The sequence below is a fragment of the Streptomyces sp. NPDC051211 genome (assembly GCF_040689505.1).
In the GTDB taxonomy this organism is placed as follows: domain Bacteria; phylum Actinomycetota; class Actinomycetes; order Streptomycetales; family Streptomycetaceae; genus Streptomyces.
This window is the reverse complement of the sequence record NZ_JBFBAV010000026.1, coordinates 54,588-70,985: the sequence shown is the minus strand read 5'-3', so window position 1 is coordinate 70,985 and position 16,398 is coordinate 54,588. Positions and strand designations below refer to the sequence as shown.

The window sequence follows — 16,398 nt, the reverse complement described above, 5'->3', positions numbered from 1 at the left end:
GGGGCTCTCGTCCCGGAATGGTACGGGGACGACCGACAAATGCGTTCGCCACCCACAGCCTGTGGGTGAGATCCTCGACCAGGTATGTCTACTTCTTTCGCCGCCCTGCAGACGCTGCTCGGTGAGATCTCGCTCCGCGACGCTCACCGTCTCGGCCGTCGCCTCGAAGGCGCTCGCCGCATCCGCAAGCCCGAGGCCAAGCAGGCCGTGCTCGACGAAATCGCCGCGGAGGCCGCGAAGGCCGCCGAACGGCTCGCCGGGCGTGCCGCGCGGATGCCCGAGGTCACCTATCCCGAGGCCCTGCCGGTCAGCCAGAAGAAGGACGCGATCGCCGAGGCGATACGCGACCACCAGGTCGTGATCGTCGCGGGCGAGACCGGCTCCGGCAAGACCACGCAGATCCCCAAGATCTGCATGGAGCTGGGCCGCGGCGTCCGGGGCATGATCGGGCACACCCAGCCCCGCCGGATCGCCGCCCGCACGGTCGCGGAGCGGATCGCCGAGGAGCTGAAGTCCGAGATCGGGCAGACGGTCGGCTGGAAGGTCCGTTTCACCGACCAGGTGGACCCGGACGCGACCTTCGTGAAGCTGATGACGGACGGCATCCTGCTCGCCGAGATCCAGACGGACCGCGAGCTGCGCGCCTACGACACGATCATCATCGACGAGGCCCACGAGCGCAGCCTCAACATCGACTTCCTGCTCGGCTACCTCGCCCAGCTGCTGCCGAAGCGCCCCGACCTCAAGGTCGTGATCACCTCGGCGACCATCGACCCGGAGCGCTTCTCCCGGCACTTCGGCGACGCCCCGATCGTCGAGGTCAGCGGCCGGACGTACCCGGTGGAGGTCCGCTACCGGCCCCTCCTGGAAGAGGATTCGGACGACGCGGACCGGGACCAGATCACCGCGATCTGCGAGGCCGTGGACGAGCTCCAGAAGGAAGGCCCGGGCGACATCCTGGTCTTCCTCTCCGGCGAGCGGGAGATCCGCGACACCGCGGACGCCCTGAACAAGCTGAAGTTGCGCTTCACCGAGGTGCTGCCGCTGTACGCCCGGCTCTCGCACGCCGAGCAGCACCGGGTCTTCCAGCAGCACACCGGCCGCCGGATCGTCCTCGCCACCAACGTGGCCGAGACCTCCCTCACCGTCCCCGGCATCAAGTACGTGATCGACCCGGGCACCGCCCGGATCTCCCGCTACAGCCACCGCACCAAGGTGCAGCGGCTGCCCATCGAGGCGATCTCGCAGGCCAGCGCCAACCAGCGCAAGGGCCGCTGCGGCCGCACCTCGGACGGCATCTGCATCCGGCTCTACTCCGAGGACGACTTCAACGCCCGCCCGGAGTTCACAGACGCCGAGATCCTCCGCACCAACCTGGCCTCCGTCATCCTGCAGATGACCGCGGCCGGCCTCGGCGAGATCGAGAAGTTCCCCTTCATCGACCCGCCGGACCACCGCAACATCCGCGACGGCGTGCAGCTGCTCCAGGAGCTCGGCGCGCTGGACCCCACCGAGAAGGACCCGAAGAAGCGGCTGACGCCGATGGGGCGGAAGCTCTCGCAGCTGCCCGTGGACCCCCGGCTCGCCCGCATGGTGGTCGAGGCGGACAAGAACAACTGCGTCCGCGAGGTCATGGTGATCGCGGCGGCCCTGTCCATCCAGGACCCGCGCGAGCGCCCCTCGGACAAGCAGACGCAGGCGGACCAGCAGCACGCCCGGTTCAAGGACGAGACCTCCGACTTCCTCGCCTACCTGAACCTGTGGCGGTACGTGCGCGAGCAGCAGAAGGAGCGCGGCTCGTCCGCCTTCCGCCGGATGTGCAAGCAGGAGTACCTGAACTTCCTCCGCATCCGCGAGTGGCAGGACATCTACTCGCAGCTCCGTACGGTCGCCAAGACGCTCGGCATCCACCTGTCCGAGACGGACGCCCCCGAGCAGCACATCCACGTGTCGCTGCTGGCCGGCCTGCTCTCGCACATCGGGCTCAAGGACACCGACAAGAACGAGTACCTGGGAGCCCGGTCCGCCAAGTTCGCGATCTTCCCGGGCTCGGCGCTGTTCAAGAAGCAGCCCAAGTTCGTGATGTCGGCGGAGCTGGTGGAAACCTCGCGGCTGTGGGCCCGGGTCAACGCCAAGGTCGAGCCCGAGTGGGTCGAGCCGCTCGCACAGCACCTGATCAAGCGCACCTACAGCGAGCCGCACTGGGAGAAGGACCAGGCGGCCGTCATGGCGTACGAGAAGGTCACCCTGTACGGCGTGCCGATCGTCGCCCAGCGGAAGATCAACTACGGCCGGATCGACCCCGAGGTCTCCCGCGAGCTGTTCATCCGCAACGCCCTGGTCGAGGGCGACTGGCGGACCCACCACAAGTTCTACGCCGACAACCGGAAGCTGCTCACCGAGGTCGAGGAACTCGAACACCGGGCGCGCCGCCGGGACATCCTGGTGGACGACGAGACCCTCTTCGACTTCTACGACCAGCGGATCCCGGAGCACGTCGTCTCCGGCGCGCACTTCGACTCCTGGTGGAAGCACAAGCGCCGGGAAGAGCCCGAACTCCTCGATTTCGAACGGGAGATGCTGCTCACCGAAAAGGCGGCCGGGGTCACCAAGGCCGACTATCCGGATTCCTGGCGGCAGGGTGCCCTCACCTTCCGGGTGACCTACCAGTTCGAGCCGGGCGCGGACGCGGACGGCGTCACCGTCCACATTCCGCTCCAGGTGCTGAACCAGGTCCGGGACGAGGGTTTCGACTGGCAGATTCCCGGGTTGCGGGAAGAGGTCGTCACCGAGCTGATCCGGTCCCTGCCGAAGCCGATCCGGCGGCACTACGTGCCCGCGCCGAATTTCGCGGCCCGTTTCCTGGACACCGCCGTCCCGCTGCAGGAGCCGCTGACGGTCACCCTGGCGCGGGAGCTCCAGCGGATGGTCGGAGTGCCGGTCGCGGCCGAGGACTTCGACCTCGGGCGGGTCCCGGACCACCTGAAGATCACTTTCCGGATCGTCGACGAGCGCCGCAAGAAGCTCGCCGAGGACAAGGACCTGGAGACCCTCAGGCTCGCCCTCAAGCCCAAGGCCCGGCAGGCGCTCTCCAAGGCCGCCGCGGCCACCGCCGAGCGCTCGGGCGGCGAGTCCGTGGAGCGCAGCGGGCTGACCGACTGGACCATCGGCACCCTCAGCAAGGTGTTCGAGACCCGGCGGGCGGGGCAGCCGGTGAAGGCGTACCCGGCGCTGGTGGACGAGGGGGCGACGGTTGCCGTACGGCTCTTCGACACCGAGGCCGAGCAGGCGCAGGCCATGTGGCCGGCCACCCGGAAGCTGATCCTGCTGAACATCCCGGTGAACCCGGCGAAGTTCGCCTCCGAGCACCTCGGCAACCAGCAGAAGCTGGCCCTGTCGCGGAACCCGCACGGCTCCGTCCAGGCGCTGTTCGAGGACTGCGCCACGGCCGCGGCGGACAAGCTGATCGCCGACCACGGCGGCCCGGCCTGGGACGAGGCGGGCTTCCGGAAGCTCTACGAGGCCGTACGGGCCGACCTGGTGGACACCACGGTGCGGGCGGTGGGCCAGGTGCAGCAGATCCTGGCCGCCTGGCAGGCCTGTGAGCGCCGTCTGAAGGCCACGAGCAGCCTGGCCCTGGTGAACAACCTCCAGGACGTCAGAACGCAGCTGGCGGCCCTCGTACCGGCCGGCTTCGTGACCCGGACCGGGCTGAAGCGGCTGCCGGACCTGATGCGCTACCTGGTGGCGGTGGACCGGCGGTTGCAGCAGATGCCGACGGCGGTCCAGCGCGACACCACGCGCATGGAGAAGGTCCACGAGATGCAGGACGAGTACGCGTGGCTGCTGGAGCAGCTGCCGAAGGGCCGGCCGGTGCCGGCCGAGGTGACCGAGATCCGCTGGATGATCGAGGAGCTGCGGGTCAGCTACTTCGCGCATGCGCTCGGCACGGCTTACCCGATCTCGGACAAGCGCATCGTGAAGGCGGTGGACGCGGCCGCGCCGTGACGGGTCTTGATCGAGTTCGACCGCACCCCCTGACCTGCTGTACAGTCTGACTCGCAACCAAGGTCCTGTGGAGCAGTTGGTTAGCTCGCCACCCTGTCAAGGTGGAGGTCGCGGGTTCAAGTCCCGTCAGGATCGCAACAAAGTCAGGGCCCGTATCCCATTCGGATACGGGCCCTGATGCGTTTCCCCCGTTTCCCCGTTGCCCCGTTCCGCCGTTGCCCCGTTCCGCCGTTTCCCCTCCCCTTGCCGGACCGGCCGCAGGGCGCCCCGAAAATCCCCCGTCCGCATGAGGCGCCCCGGGCAGTGAGTCCCCTTACGGGTGCATTGCCGTGCATACAAGAGTGATCGAACGTGACAGGGGTCACCACATGAGTTTTTGAGACTCTCACTTTTATCGCACCCCTACGCGACCTCGATTTAATATGTGCAATGGCACCTCATGTCGGGGGCATAAAAAGATCGCGCTGGACCCGGCGGAGTCCAGCGCGATCGAACGACTTGGGCGGACCTGTTGGGGCAGATCCAGTCGCATGAAGCCATGTGGGTTTCATCGGATTGGGGGACCCGATTCGAACCCGGTAAAGCGGGGTACTGCGGTTGCTGCGGGACCTCAGGCCTCGCTGCGCTGCTGCGGAATTCCCGCGAGCAGAGCACGAACCTCGGCCTCGCGGTAACGGCGGTGCCCACCCAGGGTGCGGATGGACGTGAGCTTGCCGGCCTTGGCCCAGCGGGTCACCGTCTTCGGGTCCACGCGGAACATCGTGGCGACCTCAGCCGGGGTCAGCAGCGGCTCGGCATCAGGGGTGCGAGCGGTCATGAGCGGCCTCCTCGGGAGAACCGAACCATCTCGGTTCTTTCCTCTAAATTCTGCACCTTGGCCCGCGTTGCCCGAAATGGACAGACGCGGGCCGAGTCGGTTATAGGACGAACGGCTTGTCCTCGGCACTACAACTACACCATCTGTCCAGCCTCGTCGGCCAAACCGATGGAATTGCCCTCCGAGGTGTTCATCAGCGGCGGAAGCCGATGGACTGGCCCATAACGGACAGTCACCCCACTGTAACGATCAGTCACAGAGCGATCAGGAGTCACGAGACCCCCCATAGAGCGCAATGCCGAGCATTCCGCCCTTAGTTGGGCGGAAGGAACCCTCCCCGGACTCCTTGTCCTATTTTGGCACGAGGGTAGGGGAACGGCGCAAGGGTGTAGATAGTGCGGTCCGTCACGCTTGGGCCAATGGCCCGTATCGGGACGTAGGTCCTGGCACTAAGACCCGAATGCCTGGGTTGAGGACCATGATCCCCTATTGTGGCCGTTCGGCCGATACCGGCAGCATCACAGATGCGTGTCCGGTCGACGGGACCCCGCGAACCGGCCGCTCCCGAGCGGCCCTAGTTGGCGAAGAGTCTCTCCCGGACGCTCCGCCAGCGGTCCGCCAGCCCCTCGTAAACCTCTTGCGCCCCGTCCCGGTCCCCCGCCCGCAGCGCCGCCAGGCCGGCCGCCAGGTCCCCGGCCGAGCGGTCCGCCGCCAGCCGGTCCCCCGGCAGGGCGTGCACCAGCCCGCCGTAGTCCAGCTCCACCATCGACCGCGGATGGAACTCCTCCAGCCAGCTGCCGACCTCCACCAGGCCCTCGGCCAGCGGCTCGTAGCCCTCCGCCTCCCGCAGCGTCCGCAGTCCCCGGGCTAGCCGCCGCCGGGCCTGCACCATCGGCGTCCGGTAGCGCAGCCGCTCCCCCGGAAGGTAGTCCCGCTCCTCGTCGGCCACCAGTACGAACCAGCGCAGCGGCACCTGCCACACCGCCGTACGGATCCACGGCCGGGCGTCCGGGTTCCGCGCGCGCCACCGCTCGTACTCCTCGGCCGCCCGCCGCCGCACGCCCGGCGGCAGCGCCGCGTCCAGCACCGGCAGCGGGAACTCCGCGACCAGCTCCCGCAGGGCCAGCCAGCCGCGCAGCCGGGTCCGCCACGGGCAGACCAGCACCACCCCGTCCAGCTCCGCCGTGAAGGCGTCCGCACTCTCGTGCACCGGCACCCCCACCAGCGGTACGGCCACCAAGTCCGCCAGCGACCTCCGCAGTTCGTCCTGGGCGGTGGGCCGCACCCCGCGCCGGACGTAGTCGTTCCAGTGGGTGCGCTCCGGCTCCGGGAAAGCCGCCAGCGGCTCGTAAACCCGCAGGTAGGAGGCGTACGGAATGGTCGGTGCCGAGCGCGCGGAGGGCAGCAGGGGATCCGGGGATTCGCTCACCCCTTCGTCCTCCCCCGCACCGCCCGGAGCTACTCCGGACAGCCCGGCGCACTCTCCGCGGAGGGTGATCCGGGCCACTCCGCACCGCGGTCGGCCGCGCAGGTCTTACGCTGCTCCTACACGCCCTCCCCACCCTCAGGAGGGTCCCGCCGCATCTCTTCCATGGGAGTCACCACCGTGACCGAAATGACCGACGGCGTCCTGCACACCCTGTTCCGTACGGAGCAGGGCGGCCATGAGCAAGTCGTGCTGTGCCAGGACCGGGCCAGCGGCCTGAAGGCCGTCATCGCCATCCACTCCACCGCCCTGGGCCCCGCCCTCGGCGGCACGCGCTTCCACGCGTACGCCTCCGACGAGGAGGCCGTCCTGGACGCGCTGAACCTCGCCCGCGGCATGTCGTACAAGAACGCCCTCGCCGGGCTCGACCACGGCGGCGGCAAGGCCGTGATCATCGGCGACCCCGACATCCTCAAGAGCGAGGAACTGCTGCTCGCCTACGGCCGGTTCGTGGAGTCCCTCGGCGGCCGCTACGTGACCGCCTGCGACGTCGGCACCTACGTCGCGGACATGGACGTGGTGGCCCGTGAAACCCGCTGGGCGACCGGCCGCTCCCCCGAGAACGGCGGAGCCGGCGACTCCTCGGTGCTCACCGCCTACGGCGTCTTCCAGGGCATGCGGGCCAGCGCCCAGCACCTGTGGGGCGACCCGACCCTGCGCGGCCGCAAGGTCGGCGTCGTGGGCGTCGGCAAGGTCGGCCACTACCTGGTCGAGCACCTCCTGGAGGACGGCGCCGAGGTCGTGATCACGGACGTCCGCCAGGAGTCCGTCCAGCGCATCCTCGACAAGCACCCGGGCAAGGTCACCGCGGTCGCCGACACCGAGGCCCTGATCCGCGTGGAGGGCCTGGACATCTACGCCCCCTGCGCGCTGGGCGGCGCCCTGAACGACGACTCCGTGCCCGTGCTGACCGCCAAGGTGGTCTGCGGGGCCGCGAACAACCAGCTCGCGCACCCGGGCGTCGAGAAGGACCTCGCGGACCGCGGGATCCTCTACGCCCCGGACTACGTGGTCAACGCGGGCGGGGTGATCCAGGTCGCCGACGAGCTGCACGGCTTCGACTTCGACCGGTGCAAGGTCAAGGCGACGAAGATCTTCGACACCACGCTGGAGATCTTTGCTCGCGCGAAGGTGGACGGCATTCCGCCGGCCGCGGCGGCCGACCGGATCGCCGAACAGCGGATGGCGGACGCCCGCTCCGCCCGCACCGCGTAAGCGGAATGGCCCCCGCCGGGGCGCGGCGAGACAAGACTCACTGCGCCTCGGCGGGTCGGCCGCCAATAAAGGGTTAAAATCGCAGCTGACCAGCGAGTACAGGGCGGCTCGCGGTCACTGTGCCGGGGCACGTCATGCGGGCGGCGTACCGTATGGCCGCGGAAGCAGGTACCGTTAAAGCCCTACGGACGGTCTCTCCAAGGAGAGCCCGCTCCGAACCATGAACGCGTGTCAAGACTCTGGGGCCGTCGAGCCCCGTCACCGAGGGGGTCGAGCCATGGGGCGCGGCCGGGCAAAGGCCAAGCAGACGAAGGTCGCCCGCCAGCTGAAGTACAGCAGCGGCGGAACTGATCTGACACGTCTGGCCAGCGAGCTGGGCGCATCGAACTCGCAACCGATCCAGAACCAGCCGCCTAATGGTGAGCCGTTCGAGGACGACGACGAGGACGAGGACGACCCGTACGCCCGCTACGCGGAGATGTACAACGACGACGACGAGGACGAGGACGAAGAGTCCGGTCCCGCGTCGCACCGTCGCGGCGCTTGACGCGCTCACCGGTTCGTACGCTTCGTACAAACACGCACATCACGTAACCCGGTCCAGGGCCTGCGGGCCCCGGACCGGGTTTCGTGCTGCTCAGCTCGCGTAGGAACCGGTCAGGGTCGCACCCTCGGTGTGCGCGCCCCGGTCCAGGATCTCCCCGGCCACCCAGGCGTCCACGCCCCGGTCGGCCAGCGTGGTCAGGGCCACGTCCACCGACTCCTGCGGGACCACGGCGATCATGCCGACGCCCATGTTCAGAGTCTTCTCCAGCTCCAGCCGCTCCACCCGGCCGGCGGTGCCGACCAGGTCGAACACGGCGCCGGGCGCCCAGGTCGAACGGTCGACCGTGGCGTGCAGGTGGTCCGGGATCACCCGGGCCAGGTTGGCCGCCAGGCCGCCCCCGGTGATGTGCGAGAAGGCGTGGACCTCGGTGGTGCGGGTGAGGGCCAGGCAGTCCAGCGAGTAGATCTTGGTGGGCTCCAGGAGCTCCTCGCCGAGGGTCCGGCCGAACTCCGGAATCTCCCGGTCCAGGGCGAACCCGGCCCGGTCGAAGAGCACGTGCCGGACCAGCGAGTACCCGTTCGAGTGAAGGCCGGAGGACGCCATCGCGATGACGGCGTCACCCGTACGGATGCGATCGGCGCCGAGCAGCCGGTCGTACTCGACGACCCCGGTGCCGGCCCCGGCCACGTCGAACTCGTCCGGGCCGAGCAGCCCGGGGTGTTCGGCGGTCTCGCCGCCGACCAGGGCGGTGCCGGCCAGCACACAGCCTTCGGCGATGCCCTTGACGATCTGCGCGACCCGCTCCGGGTGGACCTTGCCGACACAGATGTAGTCGGTCATGAACAGCGGCTCGGCGCCGCAGACGACGATGTCGTCCATGACCATCGCGACCAGGTCGTGGCCGATGGTGTCGTACACGCCCATCTGACGGGCGATGTCGACCTTGGTGCCGACGCCGTCCGTGGCGGAGGCGAGCAGCGGGCGCTCGTACCGCTTGAGGGCGGAGGCGTCGAAGAGTCCGGCGAATCCGCCGAGGCCACCGAGGACCTCGGGGCGCTGGGTCTTCTTCACCCACTCCTTCATCAGCTCGACGGCGCGGTCGCCCGCTTCGATGTCGACGCCCGCAGACGCGTAGCTGGCACCGGTGGTCTCTGACATGACGGAGAGAACTTTCGTGTCGTTACTGCGGGGTGTTACTTACGGACGACGGAGCGCGTCGGCGGCATCGGTACCGCCCGCCAGCTCGGTCTCCAGCAGCTGCTTGCCGAGGAGCTCCGGGTCGGGCAGCTCCATCGGGTACTCGCCGTCGAAGCAGGCACGGCAGAGGTTGGGCTTCTGGATCGTCGTCGCCTCGATCATGGCGTCGAGGGAGATGTACGCCAGGGAATCCGCGCCCAGCGACTTGCCGATCTCGTCGACCGACATGCCGTTGGCGATCAGCTCGGCCCGGGTGGCGAAGTCGATGCCGAAGAAGCACGGCCACTTCACCGGCGGGGAGGAGATCCGGATGTGGACCTCGGCCGCCCCGGCCTCCCGGAGCATCCGGACCAGCGCGCGCTGGGTGTTGCCGCGGACGATCGAGTCGTCGACGACCACCAGGCGCTTGCCCCGGATGACCTCCTTGAGGGGGTTGAGCTTCAGTCGGATGCCGAGCTGGCGGATCGTCTGGGACGGCTGGATGAAGGTTCGGCCTACGTAGGCGTTCTTCACCAGGCCGGATCCGTACGGAATCCCGCTGGCCTCGGCGTATCCGACGGCGGCGGGGGTACCCGACTCCGGCGTCGGTATCACCAGGTCGGCGTCGACCGGCGCTTCCTTGGCCAGCCGCCGGCCCATCTCGACACGCGAGAGGTAGACGTTCCGGCCGGCGATGTCGGTGTCCGGGCGCGCCAGGTACACGTACTCGAAGACACAGCCCTTGGGCTTCGCGTCCGCGAATCGTGAAGTGCGCAGGCCGTTCTCGTCGATCGCGATGAGCTCGCCCGGTTCGACCTCGCGGACGAAGCTGGCGCCGCAGATGTCGAGGGCGGCGGTCTCACTGGCGACCACCCAGCCGCGCTCCAGCCGGCCCAGGACCAGCGGGCGGATGCCCTGCGGGTCACGGGCGGTGTAGAGCGTTCCCTCGTCCATGAAAACGAGCGAGAAGGCGCCCTTGACCTGCGGGAGCACCACGCGGGCGGACTCCTCGATGGTCAGCGGCTTGCCGTCGGCGTCGACCTGCCCGGCCAGCAGGGCCGTGACCAGGTCGGTGTCGTTGGTGGCCGCCACCTGGGTGGCGCGGCCGTCCTGACGGGGGAGGTCGGCGACCATCTCGGCAAGCTCGGCGGTGTTCACCAGGTTGCCGTTGTGGCCCAGGGCGATGGAGCCGTGGGCGGTCGCGCGGAAAGTGGGCTGAGCGTTTTCCCAGACGGAGGCTCCGGTGGTCGAGTAGCGGGCGTGACCGACCGCGATATGACCTTGGAGGGATCCGAGGGAGGTTTCGTCGAAGACCTGGGATACGAGGCCCATGTCCTTGAAGACGAGGATCTGGGAACCGTTGCTCACAGCGATGCCCGCGGACTCTTGTCCGCGGTGCTGCAGTGCATACAGTCCGAAGTAGGTGAGCTTGGCGACCTCTTCACCCGGAGCCCAGACACCGAAGACGCCGCAAGCGTCCTGGGGGCCCTTCTCGCCGGGGAGCAGGTCGTGGTTGAGTCGTCCATCACCACGAGGCACATCTCCGAGTGTAGGCGAGGTCGACCACTGGTCCGAATTGGGGACGGCCCGGGAAATCTCACAGCACGGAGTGTGACGGAACCCCTCCATCCGGGTGGTGTCTCGGCATCCGGATGCCCCTGGTTGACAGGTACGCGGGGATCCGTACAGGCTTCCGCCCCATGCAGCCTCTCGGTGACCGGACGGTCACCCTCGTCGAGCGCCGACACGTCGACCTGGCCCGTGTCGCCAGCGCCATCTGTCGCTAGCCGCCGCACCTTCACCCTGCGGCGCGCCGCCCCCTGCCCGGGGCTGCACTTCCATCCCCGGCCCCGACGGGCCGATCCCCCTGTGCTGCGCACATCCAGCCCGCGCGACGTTTGAGCGCACGGGCGCGCAGCGCACGTACGGGGGTCTGCGGGCTTGCCCCCAGTTCGGGAAGGGGCGGGGAGGGGACAGCCCCGCGCAGCGGCCGCCGCACCCGGTTCACCCTTCCCACCGCCGCCCGGCGGCCCTCTGCCCTGCCCAGGAGCACCCCCATGCCAAGCCCCACCCCGTCCCGCCGCACATTCGCCGCCGCCGTCGCCGCCACGGCCGCCGCCACGGCCGGCCTGGCCGCCACCCCAAGCGCCGCCCGGGCCCAGGCCCACGAAAGCGAGTTCCGCCCCGCCCGCCTCCGCCCCTCCCGCCGCCCCAACATCCTCTTCATCCTGGGCGACGACCTCGGCTGGGCGGACCTCTCCTCGTACGGCTCCCCGCACATCGAGACCCCCCACCTGGACCGCCTCGCCCGCCAGGGAGTCCGCTTCACCGACGCCTACTCCGGCTCCGCGACCTGCTCCCCGACCCGGTTCAGCCTGTACACCGGCCGCTACCCGGGCCGCACCGAGGGCGGTCTCGCCGAGCCCATCGCGGACAGGTCCGCCGGCCTGGAGCCCACCCACCCCACCCTCGCCTCGCTGCTGCGCGACTCCGGCTACTCCACCGCCCTGATCGGCAAGTGGCACTGCGGCTTCCTGCCCGACCACAGCCCCACCAAGTCCGGCTGGGACGAGTTCTTCGGCAACTTCAGCGGGGCCCTGGAGTACTACTCCAAGCTGTCCGGCGACGGCAGCCACGACCTCTACGAGGGCGATGCCGAGTACAAGGACCTGCGCTACTACACGCGCATCCTGACCGAGCGGGCCGGCGACTACGTCTCCCGCGACCACGGCGGCAAGCCCTGGCTGCTCAACCTCAACTTCACCACCCCGCACTGGCCCTGGGTCGCCGACGGCGACGAGGAGGCCGGTGCCGAGATCGCCCGCCGGATCAGGGCGGGCGACCGGCGGGCGCTGTGGCACGAGGACGGCGGCTCGATCGAGAAGTACAAGGAGATGGTCGAGGACCTGGACCGCTCCATCGGCGAGGTGCTGAAGGCGCTGCGCCGGTCCGGCCAGGAGGACGACACCCTGGTCTTCTTCTCCAGCGACAACGGCGGCGAGCGCTTCTCCCACAACTGGCCGCTGGCCGGCAACAAGGCCTCCCTCCAGGAGGGCGGCATCCGGGTTCCCAACATCGTCCGCTGGCCCGCCCGGATCGACGGCGGCCAGGTCAGCCACGTCCCGGTGTTCACCCCGGACTGGACCGCCACCCTGCTGGAGCTGGCCGGCGCCCGCCGGCACCCCGCCTACCCGCTGGACGGCGTCAGCCTGGCCGGCTACCTGCTGCGCGGCGAGGCGGCCCCGGCCCGGGACCTGTTCTGGCGGGTCCGCGGCGAGCGGGCGCTGCGCCGCGGCGACTGGAAGTACTACCGGGGCAGGAGCGGCCGCGACCAGCTGTTCAACCTGGCCGCGGACATCCGCGAGCAGGCCGACAGGGCACGGACCGAACCGGCCCGGCTGGCGGAGCTGAAGGCGTCCTGGGAGAGGACGGACGCGACGCTGCTGCCCTACCCGGGCTGATCATCCGCTGTCATGATCAACGCATGACCGAACCCAGCGAATACGTGCGCCGGTTGCCGATCGGCGAGCGGCTCCCGTTCCCCGACACCGGCATACAGGGATGGGACGTCTTCCCCTACGAGGGGGACATCCGGGTCAGGGTTCTGGAGCAGCCGACCCTGCCCGAACCGCCGCGGGACGGGGAGCAGGGCCCACAGGACTGCGGGCCCTGCTCCTTCACCGCCGGCGACAGCCTGTGGACCGATGAGCACTGGATGCTCGTCGACGAGCACGGCGCCCTCCCGGCCATCGTCAAACTGCTGCCCCGCGGCCACCACGACCTGGCCGACCTGCCTGCCGAACGGTCCGCGGAGCTCGGCCCGATGATCCAGCGGGTCGAGCGGGCCCTGAAGTCCCTGGGCGGGATCGCCCGTGTGCACGTGAACAGGTGGGGTGACGGAGGGGCCCATCTGCACCTGTTCTTCTTCGCCCGGCCCGAGGGCATGCTCCAGCTGCGCGGCAGCTGTCTGCCCCTGTGGGACGAGGCGCTGCCCCGGCTGTCCGACGAGGAGTGGGCCGCGAACCGGCGTGCCGTCGCGGAGGCGATGGCCAAGGACGGCGGCACGGCCCACGTCTGATCACTGCCGGATCACCGCCTGATCATTGCGGCCGATCCCTGCCGGCCGATCACTGCCGGCCGACGGTCGCCCGTACGCCCTGGCCGTCGGCGGCGGTCAGGGTCAGCGTGCCGTCCTTGATCGTGTAGTGCAGCGGACCGCTGCGGAGCAGCGCCGAAAGCGCCTGCTCGACCTCTCCGGCCGGGCCGGTGCAGGCCATCCGGGTGGCGGCGAGGGGCCCGAACTCGATCTTCGGGCCGTCGATCGCCGCCTTCCCGGTGAACCGGTTGCAGCCCAGGTTGCCGCTGGCGGCGCCGTCGGCGGCGATGGTGAGTTCCGCCCGTCCTTCCGCTCCGGCCGGGACGGAGGAGACGGTCTCCCCCTTGATGATCGAGTCCACGATCCACCGGGTGCCGGTGAGCAGCGGGGCCGGTGTGCGGGGCGCGGAGCTCAGGGAGATCCGGTCCCCGCCGGTGGCGGTCAGGGTCAGCCGGTCGCCGTCCCGGGCGATCTCCAGGCGCCCCTTGAACACCTTCGCGAACGCGTTCTCGAAGTCGAGGTCCGGGCAGGCCATCTGCGTGCGCGGGCCGGGTTTCACGGTGACGGCCCGGCCGTCGTCCTCGACGGCGAGGTCAGCACCGATTCCGTTGCACCCGTAGTTGCCGCCGGCCCTGGTCAGACCGGGCTCGACGGTCAGCTTGGCCTGCGGAGGCGCCGGCAGCGTACGGCCTCCCACCGTCAGGCTCTCCACCGACCAGGTTCCTTCGGACAGGGTCGGCCCGCCGCCGCCCGGTCCGCCGGGCTGCTCCGCACCGCCGCCACAGGCGGCGAGCGCGAGTACGGCGACGAGGGCGACCGGCAGGCTGCGGGAAACTCGGCTGGAATTCCTCATGTTCCTCCGACGTGCCCGCCGGGCGACCGGTTCCGTCAGCTCATCACCGGCAGCAGCCCGGACAGGTCGGCCCGCTCGCCGCTGGCGCTGACCTGCGCTTCCTCGATGGCCGCCGCCCAGTCCGTGCGCCCGGTCGCGAGCCGGATCCAGGTCAGCGGGTCGGTCTCCACCACGTTCGGCGGGGTGCCGCGGGTGTGCCGGGGTCCGGCCACGCACTGCACCACGGCGAACGGCGGGATCCGCACCTCCACCGAGCCGCCGGGCGCCTTGACCGCGAGCGCGTCGGCGAGCAGTCGGGTGCAGGCGGCGAGCGCCTGCCGGTCGAAGGGGATGTCCAGGCCGGCGGCACGGTTCAGGTCGTCGGTGTGCACGACCAGTTCCACGGTGCGGGTGACCATGAAGTCCCCGAACGCCATGGCCCCGACGCGCAGCTGCAGGACCCGGTCGTCGGGGATGACCGCGAGCAGCTCCTCGAACCGGGCCGCGGACTCCTCGTACAGCGGGCCGAGTTCCTCCCCGGCCGCGGTCTCCTTGGCCAGCTCGGCGACCGTCGCCGCGAGCCGGGAGGTGGCGAACGGCCAGTCCCGTACGGTCAGTTCGGCCTTGGCGGGAGCGGGCCGGGCGGCTGCCTCCGGGATCGACCGGACGATCCAGGCGATGTGCGCGGCGAGGTCCCGCACGGTCCAGTCGCCCAGGTGGGTGGGGAGCGCGAGCTGCTCGGGGGTGAGCTGCCCGACGGCTGCCCGTACGGAGGCGAGCTGAGCGGCGACCGCGGTGCGGATCCGGGCGGAGTCGTAGGTGCGCGGCTTCTTCTTCCCCTGGTCCATACGGCGACCCTATCCGGCGCCGGGCAGCACGAGGTTGACGCAGCCGCGCCGGGCTGCGGTGTGCTCGGCGTAGGCGGTGAACAGCGCAGCCAGGCGCGACTCGACCATGCGCGAGTAGCGGAACTCCCCGGCGCTCAGGGTGAACACGGCCGGCCGGCCCTGGCAGGTCGCGGTGGCCCAGCGCAGCTGTCCCTTGTGCCCGGCCTCGCCGGGGTCGATCTGCGTCGGGTAGCGCGTCTCCTTGTAGGCGACCGCGGCCTCCTCCTCGAAGAACGCCCGGGTCCGTATCCACCAGGGCGAGCTCGTCAGGACCTCGCGGAGGGAGGCCCGCCCCCGCTCCTCCTCGGTCAGCTGAGGGAAGATCCGCTTCACCTCGGACGGACCGACCGCCAGCAGACAGGACTCCTGACGGGACGCGGCGGCGACGGGGACGCCGAGCGCCCGGTCGGGGAGCCGGCCGCGGTCCTGGCCGCGCAGGTACTCCGCGTACCAGCCGCAGCTGTCCTGCCGGCCGGTCGCGGAGCCCAGGTCCCGGGCGGGGACCGGCAGGTCCGCGGGCAGCTCGGGCACGCTGGTCGCACAGCCCACCTCGGCAGCCGCCCGCCCGGCCGCCGTGCGGGCCAGCCGGCTCAGCCGGCGGCGGTCGGCGGCGGTGGTGGTCCCGGCCGCGTAGTCGGCGATGGCCGACGCCCGTATCGCGGTGGTGCCCCCTTCGGCGGGGGCCGCGCACCGGACGGTCACCGCGACCGCGCTGCTGTCGTAGTCCCCCGCACTGCCGTCCCCCAGCGGATGGCGCTGCTCGATCCGCGTCCGCGCCGTGATGTCCGCGTCGTCACCGGAGACGCGGCGTACGAACGGCGATTCGTCGAGGAAGGTGTCCAGCACATGGAGGGGATCGGCCTGCGGCAGGGCACGCACCGCCAGGGTGAAGTGGGAGCGGAAGTAGTCCTTGCCCGCTTTCACCCCGACCCGGCCGAGCTCGCACCGGTCGGGCAGGCCCTCGATGTCGATGATCTCCGGGTTCAGGCCGGAGATCCCCAGCCGGTCCGCACCGCCGTCCAGGCGCATCACCTCGTCGGCATCCGCCAGCCCGGCGCACGCCTCACCGATCACCCGGCGGCTCTCCGCGCGGTGCTTTCGCGTCTCGTACGTATCCAGCATCGACCAGCCGCCGACCAGCACCCCGGCCACGGCGGCCATGCACAGCAGCAGATTGACCGCATTGCGCCACCTGCCCCGGTCCGGCAGCACCGCCCACCCCCCGATCGTGCAACTGCGACGAGTCGATCCGACTCGACTCGAATCGACCGTAGCAAGGGGGTCCGACAGCGCGGAGGCTCCGCCCGGAATCCGGGCGGAGCCTCCTGGCCGTA

General features: G+C 70.3%; 13 protein-coding genes and 1 tRNA gene. 7 read left to right on the top strand and 7 right to left on the bottom strand.

Translation table 11 applies throughout. From position 1 onward, the window contains the following. The first annotated feature begins 84 nt into the window (after positions 1–84). Positions 85–4,008 carry an ATP-dependent RNA helicase HrpA gene (gene hrpA, locus AB0447_RS23840; protein ID WP_366478744.1) on the top strand — a complete coding sequence of 1,308 codons (3,924 nt, stop codon included), beginning with the start codon at positions 85–87 and terminating at the stop codon, positions 4,006–4,008. A 61-nt stretch (positions 4,009–4,069) separates the two neighbouring features. Next, a tRNA-Asp gene (locus AB0447_RS23835) sits at positions 4,070–4,143 on the top strand. A gap of 475 nt (positions 4,144–4,618) precedes the next feature. Here the strand turns inward: AB0447_RS23835 and bldC are convergent. Together bldC and AB0447_RS23825 are read right to left on the bottom strand one after the other, a co-directional pair. Further along, a complete protein-coding gene (bldC, locus tag AB0447_RS23830; protein ID WP_003949541.1) occupies positions 4,619–4,825 on the bottom strand; it encodes a developmental transcriptional regulator BldC in 207 nt (68 codons plus the stop codon). Between the two features lie 574 nt (positions 4,826–5,399). After that, positions 5,400–6,254, bottom strand: a complete 855-nt coding sequence (locus AB0447_RS23825) for a hypothetical protein (RefSeq protein WP_366478743.1) — start codon at positions 6,252–6,254, stop codon at positions 5,400–5,402. A gap of 162 nt (positions 6,255–6,416) precedes the next feature. On the opposite strand from AB0447_RS23825, the gene AB0447_RS23820 reads away from it, so the two are divergent. Both AB0447_RS23820 and AB0447_RS23815 read left to right on the top strand, forming a co-directional pair. Further along, positions 6,417–7,526: a Glu/Leu/Phe/Val dehydrogenase dimerization domain-containing protein gene (locus AB0447_RS23820; RefSeq protein WP_366478742.1), complete on the top strand. Its 1,110-nt coding sequence runs from the start codon at positions 6,417–6,419 to the stop codon at positions 7,524–7,526. Between the two features lie 277 nt (positions 7,527–7,803). Then, the gene (locus AB0447_RS23815; protein WP_366478741.1) at positions 7,804–8,073 is read left to right on the top strand and encodes a DUF3073 domain-containing protein; all 270 of its coding nucleotides are present in this window, start codon (positions 7,804–7,806) and stop codon (positions 8,071–8,073) included. Between the two features lie 90 nt (positions 8,074–8,163). Here AB0447_RS23815 and purM read toward each other — a convergent pair whose 3' ends face one another. Further along, positions 8,164–9,231: a phosphoribosylformylglycinamidine cyclo-ligase gene (gene purM / locus AB0447_RS23810; RefSeq protein WP_366478740.1), complete on the bottom strand. Its 1,068-nt coding sequence runs from the start codon at positions 9,229–9,231 to the stop codon at positions 8,164–8,166. A 39-nt stretch (positions 9,232–9,270) separates the two neighbouring features. Further along, positions 9,271–10,788: an amidophosphoribosyltransferase gene (gene purF, locus AB0447_RS23805; RefSeq protein ID WP_366478739.1), complete on the bottom strand. Its 1,518-nt coding sequence runs from the start codon at positions 10,786–10,788 to the stop codon at positions 9,271–9,273. A gap of 113 nt (positions 10,789–10,901) precedes the next feature. Here purF and AB0447_RS23800 point away from each other — a divergent pair, with 113 nt between their 5' ends. From AB0447_RS23800 to AB0447_RS23790, 3 genes are all read left to right on the top strand, one after another. Beyond that, positions 10,902–11,036, top strand: a complete 135-nt coding sequence (locus AB0447_RS23800) for a putative leader peptide (protein ID WP_366478738.1) — start codon at positions 10,902–10,904, stop codon at positions 11,034–11,036. A gap of 270 nt (positions 11,037–11,306) precedes the next feature. Further along, a complete protein-coding gene (locus AB0447_RS23795) occupies positions 11,307–12,710 on the top strand; it encodes a sulfatase-like hydrolase/transferase (RefSeq protein WP_366478737.1) in 1,404 nt (467 codons plus the stop codon). Positions 12,711–12,733: 23 nt separating this feature from the next. Continuing rightward, positions 12,734–13,327 carry a hypothetical protein gene (locus AB0447_RS23790; RefSeq protein ID WP_366478736.1) on the top strand — a complete coding sequence of 198 codons (594 nt, stop codon included), beginning with the start codon at positions 12,734–12,736 and terminating at the stop codon, positions 13,325–13,327. A 49-nt stretch (positions 13,328–13,376) separates the two neighbouring features. On the opposite strand, the gene AB0447_RS23785 is transcribed toward AB0447_RS23790, so the two are convergent. The 3 genes from AB0447_RS23785 to AB0447_RS23775 are packed head-to-tail and all read right to left on the bottom strand — an operon-like array spanning position 13,377 to position 16,276. Continuing rightward, on the bottom strand, positions 13,377–14,198 hold the full coding sequence (locus AB0447_RS23785) for an META domain-containing protein (RefSeq protein ID WP_366478735.1): 822 nt from the start codon (positions 14,196–14,198) through the stop codon (positions 13,377–13,379). Between the two features lie 35 nt (positions 14,199–14,233). After that, positions 14,234–15,025 (bottom strand): sterol carrier family protein, encoded by a 792-nt coding sequence (locus tag AB0447_RS23780; protein ID WP_366478734.1) that lies wholly within the window; start codon positions 15,023–15,025, stop codon positions 14,234–14,236. 9 nt (positions 15,026–15,034) lie between these two features. Beyond that, the gene (locus AB0447_RS23775) at positions 15,035–16,276 is read right to left on the bottom strand and encodes a hypothetical protein (protein WP_366478733.1); all 1,242 of its coding nucleotides are present in this window, start codon (positions 16,274–16,276) and stop codon (positions 15,035–15,037) included. Positions 16,277–16,398 lie beyond the last annotated feature (122 nt).

What these genes read in the sequence shown, in the direction of transcription:
- AB0447_RS23820 (WP_366478742.1), top strand. Translation starts at nt 6,417, where the DNA reads ATGGGAGTCACCACCGTGACCGAAATGACCGACGGCGTCCTGCACACC.
- AB0447_RS23780 (WP_366478734.1), bottom strand. Translation starts at nt 15,025, where the DNA reads ATGGACCAGGGGAAGAAGAAGCCGCGCACCTACGACTCCGCCCGGATC.
- hrpA (WP_366478744.1), top strand. Translation starts at nt 85, where the DNA reads ATGTCTACTTCTTTCGCCGCCCTGCAGACGCTGCTCGGTGAGATCTCG.
- AB0447_RS23795 (WP_366478737.1), top strand. Translation starts at nt 11,307, where the DNA reads ATGCCAAGCCCCACCCCGTCCCGCCGCACATTCGCCGCCGCCGTCGCC.
- purM (WP_366478740.1), bottom strand. Translation starts at nt 9,231, where the DNA reads ATGTCAGAGACCACCGGTGCCAGCTACGCGTCTGCGGGCGTCGACATC.
- AB0447_RS23800 (WP_366478738.1), top strand. Translation starts at nt 10,902, where the DNA reads ATGCCCCTGGTTGACAGGTACGCGGGGATCCGTACAGGCTTCCGCCCC.
- AB0447_RS23785 (WP_366478735.1), bottom strand. Translation starts at nt 14,198, where the DNA reads ATGAGGAATTCCAGCCGAGTTTCCCGCAGCCTGCCGGTCGCCCTCGTC.
- bldC (WP_003949541.1), bottom strand. Translation starts at nt 4,825, where the DNA reads ATGACCGCTCGCACCCCTGATGCCGAGCCGCTGCTGACCCCGGCTGAG.
- AB0447_RS23815 (WP_366478741.1), top strand. Translation starts at nt 7,804, where the DNA reads ATGGGGCGCGGCCGGGCAAAGGCCAAGCAGACGAAGGTCGCCCGCCAG.
- AB0447_RS23790 (WP_366478736.1), top strand. Translation starts at nt 12,734, where the DNA reads ATGACCGAACCCAGCGAATACGTGCGCCGGTTGCCGATCGGCGAGCGG.